Genomic DNA, 20,055 nt, shown 5'->3' on the forward strand with positions numbered 1-20,055 from the left:
ATGGCGAAACGGGTGCCGCTATGCGATAGCAACACCCGTTTTTGTGACTGGATCGGCGGGTCTTTACTGCTCTGGCACCAGGATTTCGCGTTTGCCGACGTGGTTGGCCGCAGACACGACACTTTCGTCTTCCATCTGTTCGACCAGTCGCGCGGCCTTGTTATAGCCGATGGCCAGCTTGCGCTGGATGTAGGAGGTCGAGCATTTGCGGTCGCGCACCACGATGGCGACCGCCTGATCGTAAAGCGCATCCTCGCCATCTGTATTGCCGCCGGTGTTGAGGCCGAGCACCGCGTCTATATTGTCGGCCTTGTCGTCTTCCGGGCCTTGTACCACGCCACCGACATATTCGGGCGGGCCGAACGCCTTGAGATGGGTGACGATTTCCTCGACCTCTTCATCGGATACAAAAGGGCCGTGGCAGCGGGTGATCTTGGCCCCACCGGCCATGTAGAGCATGTCGCCCTGCCCCAGCAATTGTTCGGCGCCCATTTCGCCAAGGATGGTACGGCTGTCGATTTTCGACGTGACCTGGAAGGAAATCCGCGTCGGGAAGTTGGCCTTGATCGTGCCGGTGATGACATCGACCGACGGGCGCTGTGTCGCCATGATGAGGTGGATGCCAGAGGCCCGCGCCATCTGGGCGAGGCGCTGGATGCAGGCCTCGATCTCCTTGCCCGCGACCATCATCAGGTCGGCCATCTCGTCGACGATGACGACAATGTAGGGCATCTTGACCGGCTGCAGTTCCTCGGTCTCGAAGATCGGCTCGCCGGTGTCGTCGTCAAATCCGGTCTGGACGGTGCGTTCGAACATTTCGTTCTTGGACAGCGCATCGGCAACGCGGCTGTTGTAGCCGTCGATATTGCGGACACCCATCTTGGACATCTTGCGATAGCGGTCTTCCATTTCGCCGACGACCCACTTGAGCGCGACAACCGCTTTCTTGGGGTCGGTCACAACCGGCGACAGCAGATGCGGGATGCCGTCATAGACGCTGAGTTCCAGCATCTTGGGGTCGATCATGACAAGGCGCAGATCGGCGGGGGTCAGCTTGTAAAGCAGCGACAGGATCATCGTGTTGATCGCGACGGATTTGCCCGAACCGGTGGTGCCCGCGATCAGCAGGTGGGGCATCTTGGCAAGGTTGGCGACAACGGGATCACCGCCGATATCCTTGCCCAGCGCGAGCGGAAGTTTCTGCGTACCGTCGCCGTAATCGCGGGTGGACAGAATCTCGCGGAAAGAGACCATCTCGCGGTTTTCGTTGGGGAGTTCGATGCCGATGACGCTGCGCCCCGGCACGGTCGAAACACGCGCCGACAGCGCCGACATGGAGCGCGCGATGTCGTCGGCCAGACCGATCACTCGGGATGCCTTGAGGCCCGGCGCGGGTTCGAGTTCGTACATGGTGACAACGGGACCGGGACGGACCGACACGATCTCGCCTTTGACGCCGTAATCATCCAGCACCGCCTCCAACATACGGGCGTTTTCTTCCAGTGCCTCGTCGCTCAGGTGATGACGTTCGATCCCGCTTGGGTCCATGAGAAGGCCAAGCGGCGGCAATTCGTAATCCACCTTGTTGTCTTCAAACTTAAGGCGCGGTTGGGCTTCTTCCTGGGCGCGCTTTGAAGGCTGGAGCGGCTTTCGCTGGGGTTGCTGAACAACCTTCCTTGCCTCCGGCTGCGGTACGGGTGCGGGCGGGATTGGCGCGTAGGCCTGCGCTTCGTCGCCGTAATCGTCCCAATCGGTCATGTCCTCAAAGATGTTGTCTTCGGATTCATCGACATGTGGCTGCGGCTGATACAACACCTGCCTTGAGGCTGTGACCGGGGGTTCTGCGCGCATTTGCGCGGCGGTACGGGCGGTCACGGGGGGTTCCGGGGGCAGGTCTGTAGTTGGCTTGAAGATCAATGGATCGGGACCGCGTCCACGTCCCTTGGTCAGCGGCGCAGCGATGGCCGAGGTCACAGCCGGGTTCTGACGCACGCGGGATTTGATGGCATCGGCGATCTTGGCGCGCACCCGGTCGTCACCGGGCAGCGTTTCGGGCAATTCGCCTGTGGGCCAGGTGTCGATCAGTTCGGGTTCTGGATCAGCGCGGCGCATGAGCGACGGCATCTTGGACAGGAAACCGGTTTTCTGCGGTGCGGGCGCCGGGTCATCGGCAAAGCTGTCCTGTGCCCGCAGCGCCGGGGGCGATGGCGGTGCAACGCGGGTCACGCGGGGTTCTGACGCAATGACCTCCTGTGCGGCGGCCCATTCAGCAGCTTCGGCCTCTTCCTGCGCGCGGATGGCACGGCGTTCGGCGTTCTTGGCCTGCATCTGACGTGCGGCGCCAACGGCACCGGTTGCACCCTTGCCCAGCAATGACAGCAGCGTGGCATAGACCATGATCACGCCGACCAGAAGGAATCGGCCCATGCGCACCAGTTCGACACGGGTGAAGCCAAGAACAAACGCGCCCATCACCAGCACGACACCACCCAGAAGCAGCATCATCAACTTGAGGCCGAAGGCCGTTCCAAGGGGCAGGATCGTCAGGATCGAGCCCATCATCATGTCACCAAACAGACCGCCCAGGCCAAAACTGTGGGTCCAGGCCGTGGTTTCAGGCACACCGGCGGCATAAACAGCCGCGAGGGCCATCCAGATCGGCGCAAAGATCAGGCATGTCACCGCGCGTTCTTCGCCTTTGTGCAAGGCAAATCGCGCGCCCCAGACCAGAAGCACCATCGCCAGACCCCAGCTTGCCCAGCCAACGATCATGAAAAGAGGCGCCGCCACCGACGCACCCGGACGGCCCAGCCAGTTCTGCACCGGCGCATCGGTGGCGGACAGCCAGCTTGGATCCTGCGGCGAGTACGACCAGATCAGCGCGGCGGCCATCGCGCCCAGCGCCATGAGCACAAAGCCACCCAGCTCTTTGCCACGCTTTTCGATCGCAGCCTGCATGTTGCTGTCAAAGAGGGGGTCACGCCCCCGCGCCTGATATGCCATCGTTCGCCTCTTTATTGGTCTTCACCGCCGTAAAGGCAGTCCCTGATCTGCGTCAGGCCGCGTTCGGTTTCGTCTTTCGGGGCCACCATGGCGACCCGGATATAGTGCGTGCCGGGATTTCCGGCCTCGGTGTCCTGCGACAGGTAGGCACCGGGCAGCACGCGCACGCCAGTCTCTTTCCAGAGCTTCAGCGCCGCCGCTTCACCGTCGTCCACCGGCAGCCACAGGAAAAATCCCGCCTGTGGGGATCTGTAGCCCGGAACGTTGCCGAAAATGCGGTCGGCCAGTGCATATTTCTCAGCATAAAGCGCACGGTTTTCGTCGACATGCGCCTCGTCTTTCCAGACCGCCTCGGCCACCGCCTGAAGCGGCAAAGGCAGCGGTGCGCCGGAATAGTTGCGCAATTGCTGGATGCGTCGGATCGTTTCGGGGCCACCTGCGACGAAGCCAGACCGCAAACCGGGCAGGTTTGACCGTTTGGAGAGCGAGTGGAAGATGACCACGCGTTCGGGGTTTGCCCCCATCTCTTGCGCCACCTGCAACGCGCCCACCGGGGGCGTGTCGCGGTAGATCTCGGAATAGCATTCATCCGCGAGGATCTGGAAATCGTGCTTTTCGGCCAGCGTGATCAGCCGTTCCCAATAGTCACGGTCAGCAACGGCCCCCTGTGGGTTGGCGGGCGAACAGATATAGGCCAGCGCGGTGCGGTCCAGTACGTCTTGTGGCAGGCCTTCGAAATCCGGCAGATGGCCGGTCTCTTCGGTGGCATTCACGAAGACCGGCTCTGCCGCGACCGAAATCGCCGAGATCAGGTAGACCTGATAAAACGGGTTGGGCATCAGGACAGCGGGTTTCGCGCCATTCTTGGTTTCCGGGCAAAGCGCCATGCCGACGTTATACAGCCCTTCGCGCGTGCCGTTCAGCGCCATGATCTGCGTGTCGGCATCAAGGGCGACGCCATAGCGCCGTTGCACCCAGTCGCGGATCGCGCCGCGCAGTTCGGGCGTGCCTTCGTTCTGCGGGTACTTGTTGAACCCGGCCATATTCTGCGTGAGGATCTCGGAAATCCAGGCCGGAAACGCGTGTTTCGGCTCTCCGATGGTCATGTGAATCACTGGCCCACCCGGTTCGTGCACATCCAACAGGGCGCGCAGACGCGGGAACGCATAAGCCGGAAGGTTCGAAAACCGCTCGGGAAACATACCTGTACTGCCTCAGAACGAGGGTCATTCACGCCCTCTTTGAGGTCAAATTACATAGGCAAAGGCAGCGCGTCCAGAAAAAGAGCGTGAAGATCAGTCTGTTGTGGCTTTCAGGCCAGAGCCGCTTCGGCCGCCAGTCCCAGACGCAAAAGACGCCGTTCTTCGCGCGGGGCCGCCATAAGCGACACGCCGCAGCCCGGAATGCCCGTCGGAAGCGTCAGCGCGCACAGACCCAGCATGTTGCCGATCCGTGTATTGCGCAACGTGAGCAGGTTTTCCGTGACATAATAGTCACTATCTGTCATCAACCGCGCCACATTTGGAGGCGTGATCGGGCAGGTTGGACAGAGCACCGCATCGAACCCAGCGGTCGCCCGCAGGTAGGTGTCGCAATAAGAGTCAAGCTTGTGCCATGCAGCAACATAATTGGCGGCGGTGAAATCCTTGCCGGACCGGAACCGCGCGAGGATCTCGGCGAACATGGCGTCCGGATTGGCCTCGATCACCTCTTTCCAGGTGCCGTACGCTTCGGAGCCGTAGAGAATCGGCGCGAAGGTGATGGCCTGTGCCACCTCGGGAATCGCGATTTCCTCGATCTCGGCGCCGGCATCCTTGAAACGTTGCAGCGCGCCTTCGAAAGCAATGCGCGGACCCTCGCGCAGATCGTCCAGCGCCACGGTGGTCAGAACGGCAAGCCGCGTGCCGCGCAGCGATGCCGGTGTCAGGTCAATGGCAGGTTCGCCTTTCATCGCCGCAAAAAGCAGCGCCGCATCCTCGACCGATTTGCACAGTGGGCCGACGGTGTCGAATTTCGCGGCCAGCGGCACCGCACCCTTGAGGCTGAGCACACCGGAGGTGGTCTTGAGACCGACAAGGTCGTTCCACGCGGCGGGCACCCGGACCGACCCACCCGTGTCCGACCCGATGGCGGCAGGCGCAATACCGAAGGCAACCGAGGTTGCAGCACCCGAGGACGATCCACCCGGCGCGTTTTCGGGGTCATGGATATTGGGCGCGGTGGCGGTTTTGGGGTTCAGGCCAAGACCAGAGAAGGCCAGTTCGCTGAGATGCGTCTTGCCCAGGCAGACAAGACCTTGGTGGGTGGCCGCTTGCAGCACCTCGGCATCGGCGTCGGGTGTGCGCCCTTCGAGCAGTTTCGACCCGGCTTCGGTCACGACTCCGGCGGTGTCGAACAGGTCTTTCCAGCTGATCGGCACGCCATCGAGGGGCGAGCGGCGGAGTTTCAAGCGCGCCCGTTCCTGCGCGGCGGTCGCTTCGGCCAAAGCGCGGTCCGGGGTCAGGCGGGCATAGATGCGATCCCGGTATTCATGCGCGTCAATGGCATCGAGGAAGGTCTGGGCCAGCTCGACCGGATCAACCTCGCCCTTGTCGATACCACGCCCCAGATCGGCGGCTGTCATGCCCTGCCAGTCGTTCATGTGCTGTCTCCCTGCCCTGACGTTCGGCGCGACGGTAGCGGCACAGAAGCGCATGGACAATCCCGCCAGCGCTTCCATATTTCGCATCATGAACACATCCTCAGATATCCTGATTGTCGGCGGCGGTCTGAACGGTCCGACGCTCGCCCTTGCCGCCGCCAAGTCCGGCCTTAGCAGCACCGTCATAGATGCCCGCCCCGAAGGCACGCGGCGCAGCGACAATTTCGACGGGCGGTCCTATGCGCTGGCGCTTGCGTCGGTACGGATGCTCAACGCGCTGGGGCTTTGGGAGGGACTGAAGGCCAACGCGCAGCCGATGACCGAGATCAAGGTCAGCGACGGACGCGCGGGGGATGCCGAGGTGTTTCTGGGCCTGCATTTCAACAGTGCCGAGATCGAGGAAGGGCCGATGGGCCACATGCTCGAAGACCGGTATCTGCGGCGCGCATTGCTGGAAGCGATGGCGGCGGAGCCTTTGGTGACGCATCTTGCGGGAGAGACCGTCGTGGATCAGGCGGTGAGCGCGTCGGGGGCGTCTGTGACGCTGGCCTCGGGCGAGGAGTTGACCGGGCGGTTGATCGTCGGGGCGGATGGACGCCAAAGCGGCACGGGCCAGCGTGCCGGGATCAGGCGCACCGCATGGGACTACAACCAGACCGCGCTGGTCTGTGCGATTGCGCATGAGAAACCACATGGCGGCGTAGCGCATCAGCTATTCATGCCTGCCGGACCGCTGGCAATCCTGCCGCTGACCGGCAACCGGTCGTCGATTGTCTGGAGCGAGCGCAAGGGGCTGGCCGAAGAGATCAACGCCCTGCCCGAAGACGACTACCTGACGGTGCTGCGGCCACGTTTCGGGGATTTCCTTGGGGAAATTTCACTGGCGGGTGAACGGTTCACCTATCCGCTGGGCCTGACCATGGCGAACCGGTTCATCGGAAATCGGCTGGCGCTGGTGGGCGATGCGGCGCACGGGATGCACCCGATTGCGGGGCAAGGGCTGAACGCCGGGCTGCGCGATGTGGCGGCTTTGGCGCATGTGATCGGGCATGCCGTGCGGCGCGGTGAGGATTTCGCGAGCCCGCTGGTTCTGGCGCGTTATGAACAATGGCGGCGGTTCGACACGGCGACGCTACTGGCCGCGACGGATGTGTTCAACCGGCTGTTTTCGAACGACAATCCGATCCTGCGCGCGGGGCGCGACCTGGGCATGGCGGCGATCAACGCGATCCCCGGTGCCCGGCGGACGTTCATCCGTGAAGCCGCCGGGCTGAACGGGGATCTGCCGGATCTGATGGCGGGATAAGGCGGGCGGGCCCAAGACCCACCCGACGTTTTCACTGAATCCGCATTCCGTTCGCCAGAACATGCCCCTCATCGTTGATTTGCAGCGACGATTTCAGGCTGTCCGGACCGTCTCCCGGAGTCGCGAACATGCTCATCATCATGCGCGCGCCCATGGCGTCTTCGTTGGTGAGCAGGCCCATCGCAATCAGCTTGTCGATCAGCGTGTTGGCCCCGTCAAGCGTCAGGTCTACCCCACCGCTGGGGCGCGGGAAGCCGCCAAAGGTCTGCAGATCGTCATTGTCAAAGGTGAATGACCCGCTGCCATTCAACTTTGCGCCCGCCGCCTCGACGGTGAGATCGTTCAGCGTCAGCGCGTTCAATTCCCCCGGAGCCTGTCCGGTTGAGTCGATGCGGGCCATTTCTGTCGGGTCGAACAGGTTGACGAACGGTGTCACCTTGCCGGTGAGATCAAGCGCAATCGTCGCCGGATCACGCGGCAACGCGGCCCCCGGATCAACGATATTCCACAGCAGGTCCGACATCTCGAATCCCCGCAGTGTCAGCCCAAAGGCCATGTCCTGCGGGTCTTCTGCCGCAGCAATCGGTGCGGTGACGTTAAAGGCGCTGGCGGCCATGCTGACTTCCACCGGTACAGGCAAATCAGGGCCAGACAGCGTTAACGCCTGTTCGGTGGCATTCACGTCATACCGAAGTGCGGCGCCATCCATCGCAAATTCGACATTCACCGATCCGGTGCGTGTCGTGCCGGACGTGGTGCCATCCCCTTCGCTGGCGGCGAACTGCATCTGGCCGCCGGTATAGCCCATCGCCCCACTGGCCAGGAATCCCCCGGCGGCAAGGCTTTCGGGATTGGAGGTGTCGAACCCTTCGGGCAGTGTTGCGGCGCTTGAGATGAAGAGCGCGTTCATCGACCCGGAGACCAGCGCCGTGTCATCACTTTCGGGATCGTTGAACGCGATGTCATAGCTGGCCGATCCGGCCTCTATGTTCTGGGTGATCTGCGTGCCATCCGCCGTTGCCGTGGCGGTTGTGCCCGAAACATCATCCATCACGAATTCGAACCGCCCTTCGTCACGGGCAATCGTCTTTCCGTCCACGGTCAAATCCGTCAGGGTGATCGCCAGTTGATTGGCGCTGTAGACGTAGGTCATGTTCCCCGGATCGCCGGACACCACCATTTCAAGCCCGTCATTGGCGTAATCAAGCACCATGTTCACCACGTCTTCACCATCGGGAGCGGCATCAATCGTGATCGGGATCGAGGCGGGAAAGGTCATCGACACGGACCCGTCGCCGTTTTCGACAAGATTGATCGTGCCCATCGCCACTTCGAACGAGGTGTTGTCCTCGGGCACGGAAAACCGCATCACGACATCACTGACCTCAAGCGCGCCGGAGGCCGGGGTTTCGGTCGAGCTGACCGAGTAGCCGAACCCCTGCATGGCGGATTCAAGGCCGTTCCAAACCTGCTGCGCGGTGAGGTCTGCAAAGGCGGGGCCTGTGGCAAGGCCAAGGGCCAGCGCGGAACAGGTAGAGAGGCGGGCAATGCGAGGCATGTCTCATTCCTTTTGGTCAAATTCCCGGTGACAGCTTCCGACGCCTGTTCGACAGGGTCAAGTGGGTGGACCCCGCGCGCAGACCGAAGTAGCAGTGCTGTGAACACGAAGGAGGCCTTTGCATGATGGATTTAACAGGACGCACCGTGCTGATCACCGGTGCCAGCCGGGGGATCGGGGCCGAGTCTGCGCGGGTTTTCGCCAAAGCCGGGGCCAATGTCGCCCTTTTGGCTCGCTCGGCTGACAGGATTGCCGATCTGACGGGCGAGATTGGCGACAAAGCCGTCGCGATCCCGTGTGATATCAGCCGCTACTGGGAAGTGGCCCAGGCGGTCGAAAACTGTGTCACGGCCTTTGGTGGCCTGGATATCCTGATCAACAATGCCGGCGTGATCGAACCGATCGCCCGGATGGACGAGGCTGATCCGGAAGACTGGGGTCAGGTGATAGATATCAACCTCAAAGGCGTGTTTCATGGCATGCGCGCTGCCTTGCCAGTGATGGAAGCGGCGGGTGGTGGCACGATCCTGACGGTGAGTTCGGGGGCCGCACATGGCCCGGTCGAAGCGTGGTCGCATTATTGTGCCTCCAAGGCAGGGGCGGCGATGCTGACCATGTGCCTGCACAAGGAAATGGCCGAAAAGGGCATCCGCGCAATGGGCCTGTCACCGGGCACCGTGGCGACCCAGATGCAACGCGAGATCAAGGCCAGCGGCATCAACCCGATCAGCCAGCTGGACTGGTCGGATCATATTCCAGCCGATTGGCCTGCCAGGGCGCTGCTCTGGATGTGTGGCCCCGAGGCGGATGGCCATCTGGGCGAAGAGCTTTCGCTGCGCGACGAGAGCCTGCGCCAAAAGGTCGGCCTGACGTGATCGACAGTCAGAACGATGGCACGCTGTGTGTCCTGACCATCAATCGGCCGGACAAGGCCAATTCGTTGACGGCAGAGATGCTGGAAGCGCTCTGTGTCGGTGTCGAAGAGGCCCGCACGGCGCGCGCCATCCTTTTGACGGGTGTCGGCAAGGTGTTTTCGGCCGGGGCCGATCTGGAGGCGGCCAAGGCAGGGCTGGCGACCAGCCCGCTGTGGGAACGGCTGTCCGGGGCCATCGCGCGCCATCCGGGTCTAACCGTCGCAGCGCTCAATGGTACTGTGGCGGGGGGTGCGATGGGCATGGTTCTGGCCAGCGACCTGCGCATCGCGGTGCCGGGGACAAAGGTGTTCTATCCGGTGATGAAGCTGGGCTTTCTGCCACAACCGTCAGACCCTGCGCGTTTGTCGGCGCTTGTCGGGCCGTCTCGTGCCAAGATGATCCTGATGGCGGGGAAGAAAATCCCGACCGATGATGCCCTCGCGTGGGGACTGATTGACGAGATCACGCCCACTGACATGCTGATGGAGCGCGCGACAGAGTTGGCACAGGACGTTTGTGCCGCGTCCGGTGATCATGCCCGCGCCATCAAGAGCCTGATCGCACACCGCCTGATGTAATCACCTTGACCCGCCAACACAGCTTCTTAGGTTGGCCACACCGCAGCAAAGAAGGAGCGCCCCATGGCCCAGCATCTGCATATCGTCTTCGGCGGAGAACTGGTGACACCTTCCGAAAACGTCTTCAAGGATCCTGATGCCATCCACATTGTCGGCATCTTCCCGGATCGCAAATCTGCCCATGACGCCTGGAAAACCGAAGCACAGCGCACGGTGGACAACGCGCATATGCGCTATTTCGTCGGTGACTTGCAGCAATTGATCGAGGCAAGCACCTCGGACTCCGAGGCGCAGGACTGACCATTTGGCGCGCAGGCCGTTCAGTCTTACCGCCTATCTGGCGCTGGCGCGGGGGCAGGACCGCCTGATCACCGAAGCGGCGCATTGGCCCGAGCGCCCTTCGGGACCGGTGCTGTGGTTGCACAGCGACACGCGCACCCGCCTCGACACCCTGATGACATTGGTCAAGCGCCTGCGCCTGCAGCGCGGGGATTTTTCGCTTCTGTTGACCAGCGACTCGGCACAGGGCGAAACACTGGATGCCGATGGACACCAGATAAGCCCGCCCCCGTCCGAGACCCTGAGCGATGTGCAACGCTTTCTTGACCATTGGCGGCCCGATATTCTGGTCTGGGCGGGCAATGGGCTACGTCCTGCCCTGATCCACGAAACCGCCGTCTTGGGGACTCATATGCTTTTGGTGGATGCGGCGGACGCGACTTGGCGTCAACCTGCCAAGCGGTTCCTGCCCGACGCCTCGGCAGGGGCGCTGAGCCTGTTTCACCAGATTCTGGCACAGGACAAGAAATCCGCCGCCCGGATGCGTCGGCTTGGCGTTCTCGATGACCGGATCGACGTTGCTTCGCCCCTCGAACCCGAGATTTTCCCGCTGGCGAGCCATGATGGCCTGCACGAAGAACTCACGGCTGCGTTGGCAGGACGTCCGGTCTGGCTTGCCGCGAACATCCAGCAAGACGAAGCGGATGCCATCCTGCGCGCCCAAAGGCGGACGGTGCGGTTGGCGCATCGGCTGTTGCTGGTGGTTGTGCCGGCACAATCGGATGATGAACCTGTCATGGCCGAGCAGTGTCACAGCCTTGGCTTGCGACTGGCGCGGTGGGAGAATGGCGAAATGCCGGATGAGAACACGCAAGTTCTTCTGGCTGCGGACGACAGTGAACTGGGCCTGTGGTATCGGCTGGCCCCGTTGTGTTTCCTTGGCGGATCGCTGGCGGGCAAGATCGGCGGGCAGTCTCCGATGATGGCGGCGGCCTTGGGGTCGGCCATTCTTTACGGTCCGAATGTCGGACGCCACCTTGATGCCTATTCCAGACTTGTCGCCGCCGGGGCCGCGCGCATCGTGAAGGACATGGATTCGCTAAGCGCGGCTGTCTCTCATCTGATTGCCCCCGACCGTGCGGCAGCCATGGCACATGCAGGATGGAACGTCGTGTCGGCAGGGGCGGAAACGGCCGATCTTGTGCTCGCGCAGGTCAATGAATGGCTGGACGCGATGGAGGGCAAACCATGAGGCCGCCGGTGTTCTGGGACGCCCCCCCACACGCCCCCGGTTTGCGCGCACGGCTGTTGTCGCCTCTGGGCGCGCTCTATGCTGCGCTGACGGCGCGACGCTTGCGCAGCGGGGTGTCGTTCAAAGCCGACGTCCCCGTGATCTGCGTGGGGAATGTGAACGCGGGCGGCACCGGAAAAACGCCGACGGTGATTGCGCTGATGCAAATGCTGGACGGCATGGGGCATCGCGCGCATGTCGTGTCACGCGGCTATGGCGGCTCTCTGGCAGGCCCGGTTCAGGTCGACCCGCGCCGCCACAGTGCGCAGGACGTGGGTGATGAGCCGCTCTTGCTGGCCGCGTTCGGCACGGTCTGGGTGGCCCGAAACCGTGCAGAAGGGGCCCGCACCGCCATCGCCGCTGGCGCAGAGGTGATCCTGCTGGACGACGGGTTGCAAAACCCCAGCCTTGTCAAAGACCTGTCGCTGATCGTGGTCGATGCGACGCGCGGCTTTGGCAATGGGCGGTGCATTCCGGCCGGTCCGTTGCGCGAACCTGTCGATACGGCGATGAAGCGGGCGGACCTTGTGCTGTCGATCGGATCGGATGCGGTGCAGGCACAGTTCACCAAGACCTGGGGGGGACATATCCCGGTGCCGCATATCACCGGCCATCTGGCTCCGCTGCAAACCGGGATGGATTGGGACGGGCTGCGCTGCCTAGCCTTTGCCGGGATCGGACACCCGGACAAGTTCTTCCGCACGCTTGTGGATCTGGGGGTGGAGTTGGTCGAGACCCGCGCGCTCGAGGATCATCAGCCGCTGACCCCTGCCCTGCTCACCCGGCTGGAGAAAGACGCAAAAGCGGCCCGTGCCCAGCTTGTCACCACCGAAAAAGACGCGGTGCGCCTGCCGCAAAGTTACCGCACGAAGGTGCTGACGGTTCCCGTGCGCCTGATCCTGTCGGATGATACCACGCTGAAACAGGCCTTGGCCGCGCTGTTTGATTGAGGTGTCATTCGGCGGCCAGCGGCATGTCCTCGGCCTGACCCGTTGCGGCGATTTCGGCAATCACGCTGCGCAAGAGCTTGCGGAAGTTGTGGAAATTGGCGTTCGGGCGCACGGTTCGCTCGTCCATATATATGGAGCGGTCGATCTCGATCTGGACCGCGTGCTGGTTGCGTGACGGGCGTCCGTAGGCCTGTGTCATGTAGGCGCCGGCAAAAGGTGTGTTTCGCGCCACCACAAGCCCTGCATCGGTAAAGGCGGCTTCGATCTGGTCGACAACCGTTTGACTGGCCGAGGCCCCAAAACGGTCTCCCAGCACAATCTGCGGGCGCCGGGCCGAGGCCTTGGCGACGCCGTCCAACGCTTCATGCGGCATCGAATGACAGTCGACCAGAATCGCCTCGCCAAATCGCACATGGGCCTGAAGCATCAACTTGCGCAGTTGTGCGTGGTAGGGATGCCAGAATTGGGAGATGCGTCGCTCTGCTTCGGCCATCGGCAGCTTGCCCCGGTAGATCGGTCGCCCATTTGCCACAACACGCGGCACCACCCCAAGACCCGACGCCACACGGGGGTTATGCGTCTGCCGCCTGACCCCTTCGATCAATGCCGGGTCCAGCTCTTCTGAAGATCGATTCAGGTCAATATAGGCGCGTGGCGCACCTGCCTTGATGAACGGCGCGCCGAATTGCGGGGCGCAATCGAACAGGCGATCAACAAACGCATCCTCGGATGAGCGGATCGTCACCTCGTCCAAAGCTGTGTACCGCATGAAATTCCAGCTGTAATCGCGGCCGGAATGCGGGGACGCGAACACAACACGCGAGGTGTGGGCTTCTGGCTGGACAAGGTGATAAGCGACTTTTGGCATAAGCACTCCGTATGTCGCAACATAGACTGATTTTTTCTGTTACCAAAAGCCCTTGATCCCCGTTCCGACTCCTTTTATAGACCGCTCCACCGGCGCGGCTTGACGCGCCCCTTTTATTTGGGGTGTGTGAATCGCAAAGGTTCAAAGGGCGATTAGCTCAGTGGTAGAGCACTTCGTTGACATCGAAGGGGTCACAAGTTCGAACCTTGTATCGCCCACCATTGAATTCGCCGTCTCGGGCCAAGGCTCGGGGCACCCGCAACCAACCAGGCGCTCGCGCGCCGCGATAAGAGGAGAGACCACATGAAGGTCAAGAACTCGCTTCGTTCGCTGAAGAACCGCCATCGCGACTGCCGCGTTGTGCGCCGTAAGGGCCGCGTTTACGTCATCAACAAGACGCAGCGCCGGTTCAAAGCCCGTCAGGGCTAAGCGAACCCCGCAGATTTTGCGAGAAAGCCGTCCCATGTGGGCGGCTTTTTTGTTTTTGATGAGGTGTGTTTGTCTGCCGTAATACGATAGCTTGCTGGCAACACCGAAACCTGCGGAAATGGTCACACAGTATGATTGCTTACGTCACCGTTGGTGCTGATGACATCGCCCGTGCGAAACGGTTTTACGCGGCATTCCTGCCCGCCCTTGGTTATGCGCTGACCGAGGGTCCAGAGGGCCTGAGCTTCGTTCTGCCCGTAGAACCCGCCGAATCCCCTGTTCTGCCGGATTTCTATGTCAAACCAACCTTCGATGGGCGCCCCGCTTCGGCCGGGAATGGCACGATGGTCGCCTTCGAATCGCGCAGCCAAAGGCAGGTGCGCGACCTTCACGCCGCCGCTCTTGCCGCCGGCGGCACGGACGAAGGCCAGCCGGGGTTTCGTGACTCCTACGGACCGCATTTTTACGTCGGCTATCTGCGCGACCCCCAAGGCAACAAGATCGCCCTGTTTTCCAGCGATCCCAACGAGCCCAAGAGAGACGATTGAGACCGCTTGATCGCGTCGCGGTCGGGATCTTGCAAGTCATACAAGATTCCGGTCTTTATCTTGACGGTCGCGACTCTACAGTGGACCCGAAGCGGGTTAGCGCTTCTTTGCAAAACGCGATACACTTGACGCATCACAAGCGACACGGAAGGCCCGCCGCGATGTCATCTTCTGACGAAGACAAGGTTTCTGGCCGTCTGAACGGTGAACAGACCGAGCCGGACAAAACCGACAGCCTGCTTGAACGGCTGCTTTACATGATCCTGATCGCCATCATGATCTCGGTTGCGCAGACGGTTCTTGGCGTGATTACGGTTATTCAATTTGTCATCATGCTGGTGAACAACAAGCATCCAAATGACCGGCTGGCCGAGTTTGGAACCGACCTTGGCATCTGGATCGCCAAGGCGGCCCGCTATCAGACGGCGGCCAGCAATGTGAAGCCCTGGCCCTGGACCGAACTGGACTGAGCCACGGAAAAACGCCGCCCGGTTCGAGCGGCGTTTCCAGTACTGGACCTAGCGCAGGATGCTATCGGCCATCAGTCGCACCACGGTGGATTGATCAAGATAGCCTGACACCCGCAGTTTGCGTGCGTCCTGATAGCGGCGGATCGCACGACGGGCATCTTCGTCGAAGGTTCCGTCAACCGCACCGGGTTCAAGGCCCAGTTCGTTCAAGCGGGCTTCGGCCAGCCGTCGCGCCGCCTCGTTCAACCCAAGGGCCGCCTCTTCTGCCTGCGCCTGGGGCTGCACGGCGATCTGTTCGGAATTGTTGTTGAAGTAGTCGATCCGCGCGCGGGCTTCTTCCACAAATGCCCCGTTTGGACGTTCAGCAAGATAGGCGCGATAGCCTGCTTCGGTGTCCGTGTCCCGAGCCTCCTGCCAGCGGAGACGATCCTCGTCTTCTGCCTGTGCGCGGCGTTGCTCTTCGATGGAGTCAAGCTGACCTTGCGCTTCTTCGGCGTAAATCCCGTCCGGGAACCGCTTGAGATAGGCGCGGAACCCCGCCTCATCGCCCTGTGCGCCGGTTTCGGACCAGAAAGTGCGGTCCTGGCGTTCCAGTTCGGCCTGACGCTGACGCGCTTCTTCCTCCAATTCCGCCGCACGGCGTTCGGCCTGCGCATCAAGCCGCGCGATCTGGTCAGAGGTCAGGTATCCTGACGCGCCCTGTTCGTTCTCGTTCTGCCACGCCGTAACAGCGCCCCGTGTGCCACGACCAAAGATGCCGTCAATGCCGCGTGTGTTGTACCCAAGCAGCGACAAATCACGCTGGATTTCGCGACGCGAATCGCGCGACAGGGCCAGGTCTTCTTCGGCCTGCTTTTCACGGTAGAATGGTTCGGACTGAATCGCTGTCAGACGTTCTTGGGCGTCACTGGCGTTCTGGCCTTCGGGAAATGCCGCGAGATAGGTCTCGTAGGCGGCTTCGGTGTCAGCAGCCAGAGCCTTTTCCCATGCCGACGTGTCAGCAGCAGAGCGGTCCTGATCCTGCGTGTCAGGTTCGACCTGCGGTAGCGCGGTATCTTCACCAAGGAACAGGGGCAGCTCCCGAGGGACAAACCCTTGCAGGCTCAACCCTGCCGTTTGCGCAAGCGGCAGCACGTCTTCGCCGGTGGCATCGGACAGCTCATTCACAAAGCGCGCGGCGTCGCCTGCGGGGCCAATGGCGACGGTCACACCCTGCGGGATGTCGCGCAGCGGCAGCGCCACAGACAGCCCGGCAGGCAAGGTCTCATCGGTTTCGGTCTCGCCCAGAACGACAAGCGCACGTCCGGGATACTGCGCCGCCACGGCATAGACCGAATCCAGCGCGAACCCCTCTGTCAGCACCTGTGCAAGGCTCAATGGCCCAGAGGTTTCGGCAGGCAACAGATAACTGCCCGCAATGGTCGATACGAACCGACCGGTAAGCACGATTCCCACATCGTCCGTGGTTGCATCCAACCCGTCGGTGAATGCCCGGAACGCCTGTCGCATCGACTCTGCGTCAGCGCCGGTGGCAAGACTGACCTCGGCCCCGCGCTCCTGAAAGGCGGTTTGCACGTCGCTCAGATCGCCGTTTCCGATCAAACGTTGCAACACGCTTGGGTCACTGTTCCCGATGATCAGCAAATCGCTGGTATCAGCCCAGGCAGGGCTGGCCAATGCCACCGCCGTAGACATGGATAGGGCCAGTCGTTTCATAGTTCAGTCCTCCGTCATTACGCGGGAGTAACGCACGAAACGCCAAAGTTATCCAATAACGTGTAAATTAATCGTAGCTGCGCGCGTCTTCGATCACCAAACCGTCACGCGGCAACGCCCCCGGCGGAACCAGTTCGACCCGGCCCTTGAGCTTGAGTGTTTCCACGATGCTTGGCTCGAACCGGGCGGCATCGTCCGCTGCGGTTTCGATGCGCACGGTCATCACGTCCATTTCGCCATCGCGGCTGGCCACGACGCGGGCGCGGTCGATCTCGGCATGTTTGGCGACCAATGCGGCCACCTGTTCGGGGCGCACGAACATGCCCTTGATCTTGGTGGTCTGATCGGCACGGCCCATCCAGCCCTTGATGCGCATGTTGGTGCGCCCGCAGGGACTTTGACCCGGCATCATCGCGCTCAGGTCGCCCGTCGCAAAGCGCACCAGCGGGTAATCAGGGTTGAGCGACGTGACCAGCACTTCTCCCACCTCGCCCATCGCAACCGGGTCACCAGTGCCGGGAGTGACGATTTCCACGATCACGCCTTCGTCGATCACCATGCCCTCCATCGCCGGGGTCTCGTAGGCGATATGGCCGACATCGGCGGTGGCATAACATTGCAGGCAAGTGATGCCGCGATCTGCGTACCAGTCCCGCAAAGACGGAAACAAAGCCCCTCCCGAGACCGCCGCCTTGACGATGCCAAGCTGCACACCCATTTCGTCGGCCTTTTCGAGGATCACCTTGAGGTAATCCGGCGTGCCCGCATAAGCCGTGACAGCCACATCATGCGCCGCCTGCACCTGAAGCTCGGTCTGGCCCGTACCTGCAGGCAGGACAACCGCACCCACGGTGCGTGCGCCGTTTTCAAAGATCATGCCGGCCGGGGTCAGGTGATAGCCGAAACAGTTCTGCACGATGTCGGTTGTGCCAAACCCCGCCGCGTGCAGGAAACGCCCCATGCGCCACCAGTCACGAGTCACACCGCCGGGTTCATAGATCGGCCCCGGTGACTGGAAGATATGCGCGAGGTTTGACACCGGCAGCCCGCCAAAGGGCGGCTTGTCCTTCTGCCGCTGGCTCAGGTCCGACTTTCGCAGCACCGGAAGCGCCGCCAGTTCGGATAGGTCCGTCAACGGATCAACCCCGTGCGCCGGCAAGAGCGCGTTCAGCGCCGCAAGCTGTTCTGCAGCGCGTTGGTCTGCACTGCGGGTTTCCAGTTCATCAAAATAGGTGGTCATGGCAATAAAGCCCTGTGTGTTCGGTTCAGGAAAAGCGGCGGGCGTCAGGCCAGCCACCGCTTGCGGCGGCGGTAGGACCGCACATTGCGGAAGGATTTGCGGCCCTCGTCCGACACGCCCAGATAGAATTCCTTCACATCCGCGTTCTCGCGCAGCTCTGCCGCAGGGCCATCCATCACGACGCGCCCGTTTTCAAGGATGTAGCCTTCATGCGCATAGCGCAGGGCCACGTTGGTGTTCTGTTCGGCCAGAAGGAAAGACACGCCTTCGTTCTCGTTCACCGATTTCACGATCTCGAAGATCTGTTCCACAAGCTGCGGAGCCAGCCCCATGGAGGGTTCGTCAAGCAAGATCGTCTGGGGCCGTGACATCAGCGCCCGGCCAATCGCCGTCATTTGCTGTTCGCCTCCCGAAGTATAACCCGCCTGGCTCTTGCGGCGTTCCTTGAGGCGCGGAAAATAGTCGTAGACCATCTGCAAATCCGCCTCGACCGCGCCTTTGCCATCCTTGCGCGTATAGGCGCCGGTCAGCAGGTTTTCCTCGACCGTGAGGTGGCCAAAACAATGCCGCCCCTCCATCACCTGAATGACACCGCGCTTGACCAGCGCCGCCGGGTCCAGATCCTGCACCCGCTCGCCCTGGTAAATGATCGACCCCTTGGTGACCTCTCCCCGCTCGGAATGCAGCAGGTTTGAGATCGCCTTGAGTGTCGTGGTCTTGCCCGCGCCATTGCCCCCGAGAAGAGCGGTGATCCCGCCTTTCTTGACCGACAGGCTCACGCCTTTCAACACGAGGATCACATGGTTGTAGATCACCTCGATATTGTTGACCTCAAGCAGGGTCTCGTCTGTGCGTCCGGCGTCCAGCATCGTATTTCTTCTTGTTCCAAATACTCAAAAAATCCTCCGGCGACGCATCGCCGCCGGAGGATCGCAAAGCCTTAGTTGGTGGCCGAGCACTCTTCGTTCATCTCCCACGGCGCGTTGGAGTCTGCGTATTCCGCCGCCGCCGATTCGATCAGACCGGCATAGCTGTCGACATTGGCGGTCAGCAGGTCAGAGGCCTTGACGAACTTGGACCCGTCCCATTCCAGCATCCACCCACCAGAGTGACCGGTGTGGTTGGCGCAGGAGGTCGAGAACGGCGGCACCATGCCTTCCATGCCAAGCTCGACGATACGCTCTTCGGTAAGGTTGATGTTCTCAAGACCCCAGCGAAGCTGCGACGGGTCGATGTCCGCGGTGCCGAAGTTCTCTTGCGCGCCGCGGATCGCCTCGGACAGGATCGCCGACATGACAAGACCGCGACCGTAAAAGACGCCCTGCATCTCTTCTTCGTTGGTCTGGCTCAGGCCCGCATCAAAGACCATTTCCTTGATCTCTTTCATCACCGGTGCATCCGGGTTCGGGAAGGACCAGGAAATCGACTTGTAGCCCTTGCCGTCTTCACCGACGAGCTTGAGATCCGCATCGTGGCCAGCCCACCAGACACCGACGAAGTTTTCCATCGGAAACTTGGTCTTGACCGCTTCGGTGATGGCCCCGGCGTTCATCGCGCCCCAGCCCCACATCACGACATAATCGGGACGTTCACGACGGATTTGCAGCCACTGTGCCGACTGGTTCTGCATTTCCTTGAGACCGACCGGGATCGGCAATAGCTCGAAACCCTTTTCCTCGGCCTTCATTTCCAGAACCGGGATCGGTTCCTTGCCGAACGGGTGATCGAGGTGCAGGAACGCGATCTTCTTGCCATCCAGCGATCCACCTTCGTTCTCGAGATACTGGATGATCATGTCGGCCGCATCCCAATACCCTGCGGGCATGTTGAACGCCCACTGGAACACCTTGCCATCCGCCATCGGCGAAAAGCCATAACCGGGGGCGAGGATCGGGATCTCGTCGACATTCGCCTTTGGCAGCACCTGAAGCGTGATGCCTGTCGACCAGGGCTGGGTCACAATCGCCGCACCTTTGGTCTTTTCGTAACATTCCACACCCTTCTCGGTGGAATAGCCGGTCTCGCATTCCTCAAAATCGACCGTCACTCCGCCGATGCCGCCATCGCGTTCATTCAACAGGGTCATGTAATCCGCCTGACCGTTCATAAGCGGAATGCCGGTCGCCGCGAATGGGCCGGTCCGATAGGCAAGGTTCGGCGTGTAAAGCTCTTGTGCAATGGCGGCCGTGCCCATCACGGTGCCCAGCGCTGCCGCAACAGCCAGTTTCGTAAAGTGTCTCATGGATTTCCTCCCATTGGATATA

General features: G+C 61.7%; 18 protein-coding genes and 1 tRNA gene. 10 read left to right on the forward strand and 9 right to left on the reverse strand.

What is annotated here, in order from left to right:
- Window positions 1-63: 63 nt before the first annotated feature.
- The 3 genes from ACTIEN_RS03465 to ACTIEN_RS03475 all read right to left on the reverse strand — a co-directional run bounded on the left by ACTIEN_RS03465 (window position 64) and on the right by ACTIEN_RS03475 (window position 5,644).
- On the reverse strand, window positions 64-3,003 hold the full coding sequence (locus ACTIEN_RS03465; RefSeq protein ID WP_439521717.1) for a DNA translocase FtsK: 2,940 nt from the start codon (window positions 3,001-3,003) through the stop codon (window positions 64-66).
- An 11-nt stretch (window positions 3,004-3,014) separates the two neighbouring features.
- Window positions 3,015-4,205, reverse strand: a complete 1,191-nt coding sequence (locus ACTIEN_RS03470; RefSeq protein ID WP_439521718.1) for an aminotransferase class I/II-fold pyridoxal phosphate-dependent enzyme — start codon at window positions 4,203-4,205, stop codon at window positions 3,015-3,017.
- Between the two features lie 110 nt (window positions 4,206-4,315).
- Window positions 4,316-5,644 carry an amidase gene (locus ACTIEN_RS03475; protein ID WP_439521817.1) on the reverse strand — a complete coding sequence of 443 codons (1,329 nt, stop codon included), beginning with the start codon at window positions 5,642-5,644 and terminating at the stop codon, window positions 4,316-4,318.
- 88 nt (window positions 5,645-5,732) lie between these two features.
- Here ACTIEN_RS03475 and ACTIEN_RS03480 point away from each other — a divergent pair, with 88 nt between their 5' ends.
- Window positions 5,733-6,950, forward strand: coding sequence for a UbiH/UbiF/VisC/COQ6 family ubiquinone biosynthesis hydroxylase (locus tag ACTIEN_RS03480; RefSeq protein ID WP_439521719.1), 1,218 nt, complete (start codon window positions 5,733-5,735; stop codon window positions 6,948-6,950).
- 31 nt (window positions 6,951-6,981) lie between these two features.
- Here ACTIEN_RS03480 and ACTIEN_RS03485 read toward each other — a convergent pair whose 3' ends face one another.
- On the reverse strand, window positions 6,982-8,508 hold the full coding sequence (locus ACTIEN_RS03485; protein ID WP_439521720.1) for a DUF2125 domain-containing protein: 1,527 nt from the start codon (window positions 8,506-8,508) through the stop codon (window positions 6,982-6,984).
- Window positions 8,509-8,633: 125 nt separating this feature from the next.
- Between ACTIEN_RS03485 and ACTIEN_RS03490 the strand changes: the two genes are divergently transcribed.
- The 5 genes from ACTIEN_RS03490 (at window position 8,634) to lpxK (ending at window position 12,520) form a co-directional block, all read left to right on the forward strand.
- Window positions 8,634-9,383: an SDR family oxidoreductase gene (locus ACTIEN_RS03490; RefSeq protein WP_439521818.1), complete on the forward strand. Its 750-nt coding sequence runs from the start codon at window positions 8,634-8,636 to the stop codon at window positions 9,381-9,383.
- The gene (locus ACTIEN_RS03495; protein WP_439521721.1) at window positions 9,380-10,000 is read left to right on the forward strand and encodes an enoyl-CoA hydratase/isomerase family protein; all 621 of its coding nucleotides are present in this window, start codon (window positions 9,380-9,382) and stop codon (window positions 9,998-10,000) included. The genes ACTIEN_RS03490 and ACTIEN_RS03495 overlap by 4 nt, the downstream gene beginning before the upstream one ends.
- 63 nt (window positions 10,001-10,063) lie before the next feature.
- Window positions 10,064-10,300 (forward strand): DUF4170 domain-containing protein, encoded by a 237-nt coding sequence (locus ACTIEN_RS03500; protein WP_439521722.1) that lies wholly within the window; start codon window positions 10,064-10,066, stop codon window positions 10,298-10,300.
- A gap of 4 nt (window positions 10,301-10,304) precedes the next feature.
- On the forward strand, window positions 10,305-11,531 hold the full coding sequence (locus tag ACTIEN_RS03505; protein ID WP_439521723.1) for a 3-deoxy-D-manno-octulosonic acid transferase: 1,227 nt from the start codon (window positions 10,305-10,307) through the stop codon (window positions 11,529-11,531).
- Window positions 11,528-12,520, forward strand: coding sequence for a tetraacyldisaccharide 4'-kinase (gene lpxK / locus ACTIEN_RS03510; protein ID WP_439521724.1), 993 nt, complete (start codon window positions 11,528-11,530; stop codon window positions 12,518-12,520). Before ACTIEN_RS03505 ends, lpxK begins: the two co-directional genes overlap by 4 nt.
- 4 nt (window positions 12,521-12,524) lie before the next feature.
- Here the strand turns inward: lpxK and ACTIEN_RS03515 are convergent, their stop codons facing one another.
- Window positions 12,525-13,388: an N-formylglutamate amidohydrolase gene (locus ACTIEN_RS03515; protein ID WP_439521725.1), complete on the reverse strand. Its 864-nt coding sequence runs from the start codon at window positions 13,386-13,388 to the stop codon at window positions 12,525-12,527.
- A 146-nt stretch (window positions 13,389-13,534) separates the two neighbouring features.
- Between ACTIEN_RS03515 and ACTIEN_RS03520 the strand changes: the two genes are divergently transcribed.
- The 4 genes from ACTIEN_RS03520 to ACTIEN_RS03535 all read left to right on the forward strand — a co-directional run bounded on the left by ACTIEN_RS03520 (window position 13,535) and on the right by ACTIEN_RS03535 (window position 14,835).
- Window positions 13,535-13,609 (forward strand) — tRNA-Val (locus tag ACTIEN_RS03520).
- An 82-nt stretch (window positions 13,610-13,691) separates the two neighbouring features.
- A complete protein-coding gene (ykgO, locus tag ACTIEN_RS03525; RefSeq protein WP_008562923.1) occupies window positions 13,692-13,817 on the forward strand; it encodes a type B 50S ribosomal protein L36 in 126 nt (41 codons plus the stop codon).
- Between the two features lie 131 nt (window positions 13,818-13,948).
- Window positions 13,949-14,365: a VOC family protein gene (locus tag ACTIEN_RS03530; RefSeq protein ID WP_439521726.1), complete on the forward strand. Its 417-nt coding sequence runs from the start codon at window positions 13,949-13,951 to the stop codon at window positions 14,363-14,365.
- Between the two features lie 161 nt (window positions 14,366-14,526).
- A complete protein-coding gene (locus ACTIEN_RS03535; protein WP_439521727.1) occupies window positions 14,527-14,835 on the forward strand; it encodes a DUF4389 domain-containing protein in 309 nt (102 codons plus the stop codon).
- 48 nt (window positions 14,836-14,883) lie between these two features.
- Here the strand turns inward: ACTIEN_RS03535 and ACTIEN_RS03540 are convergent, their stop codons facing one another.
- The 4 genes from ACTIEN_RS03540 to ACTIEN_RS03555 all read right to left on the reverse strand — a co-directional run bounded on the left by ACTIEN_RS03540 (window position 14,884) and on the right by ACTIEN_RS03555 (window position 20,033).
- The gene (locus ACTIEN_RS03540; RefSeq protein WP_439521728.1) at window positions 14,884-16,551 is read right to left on the reverse strand and encodes a peptidoglycan-binding domain-containing protein; all 1,668 of its coding nucleotides are present in this window, start codon (window positions 16,549-16,551) and stop codon (window positions 14,884-14,886) included.
- Window positions 16,552-16,618: 67 nt separating this feature from the next.
- Window positions 16,619-17,791 carry a phenylacetate--CoA ligase family protein gene (locus tag ACTIEN_RS03545; protein WP_439521729.1) on the reverse strand — a complete coding sequence of 391 codons (1,173 nt, stop codon included), beginning with the start codon at window positions 17,789-17,791 and terminating at the stop codon, window positions 16,619-16,621.
- A gap of 44 nt (window positions 17,792-17,835) precedes the next feature.
- Window positions 17,836-18,660: an ABC transporter ATP-binding protein gene (locus ACTIEN_RS03550; RefSeq protein ID WP_439521730.1), complete on the reverse strand. Its 825-nt coding sequence runs from the start codon at window positions 18,658-18,660 to the stop codon at window positions 17,836-17,838.
- A gap of 71 nt (window positions 18,661-18,731) precedes the next feature.
- Window positions 18,732-20,033 (reverse strand): ABC transporter substrate-binding protein, encoded by a 1,302-nt coding sequence (locus ACTIEN_RS03555; protein WP_439521731.1) that lies wholly within the window; start codon window positions 20,031-20,033, stop codon window positions 18,732-18,734.
- Between the last annotated feature and the right edge of the window lie 22 nt (window positions 20,034-20,055).

Source organism: Marivita sp., from assembly GCF_051859345.1.
Lineage (GTDB): Bacteria > Pseudomonadota > Alphaproteobacteria > Rhodobacterales > Rhodobacteraceae > Marivita.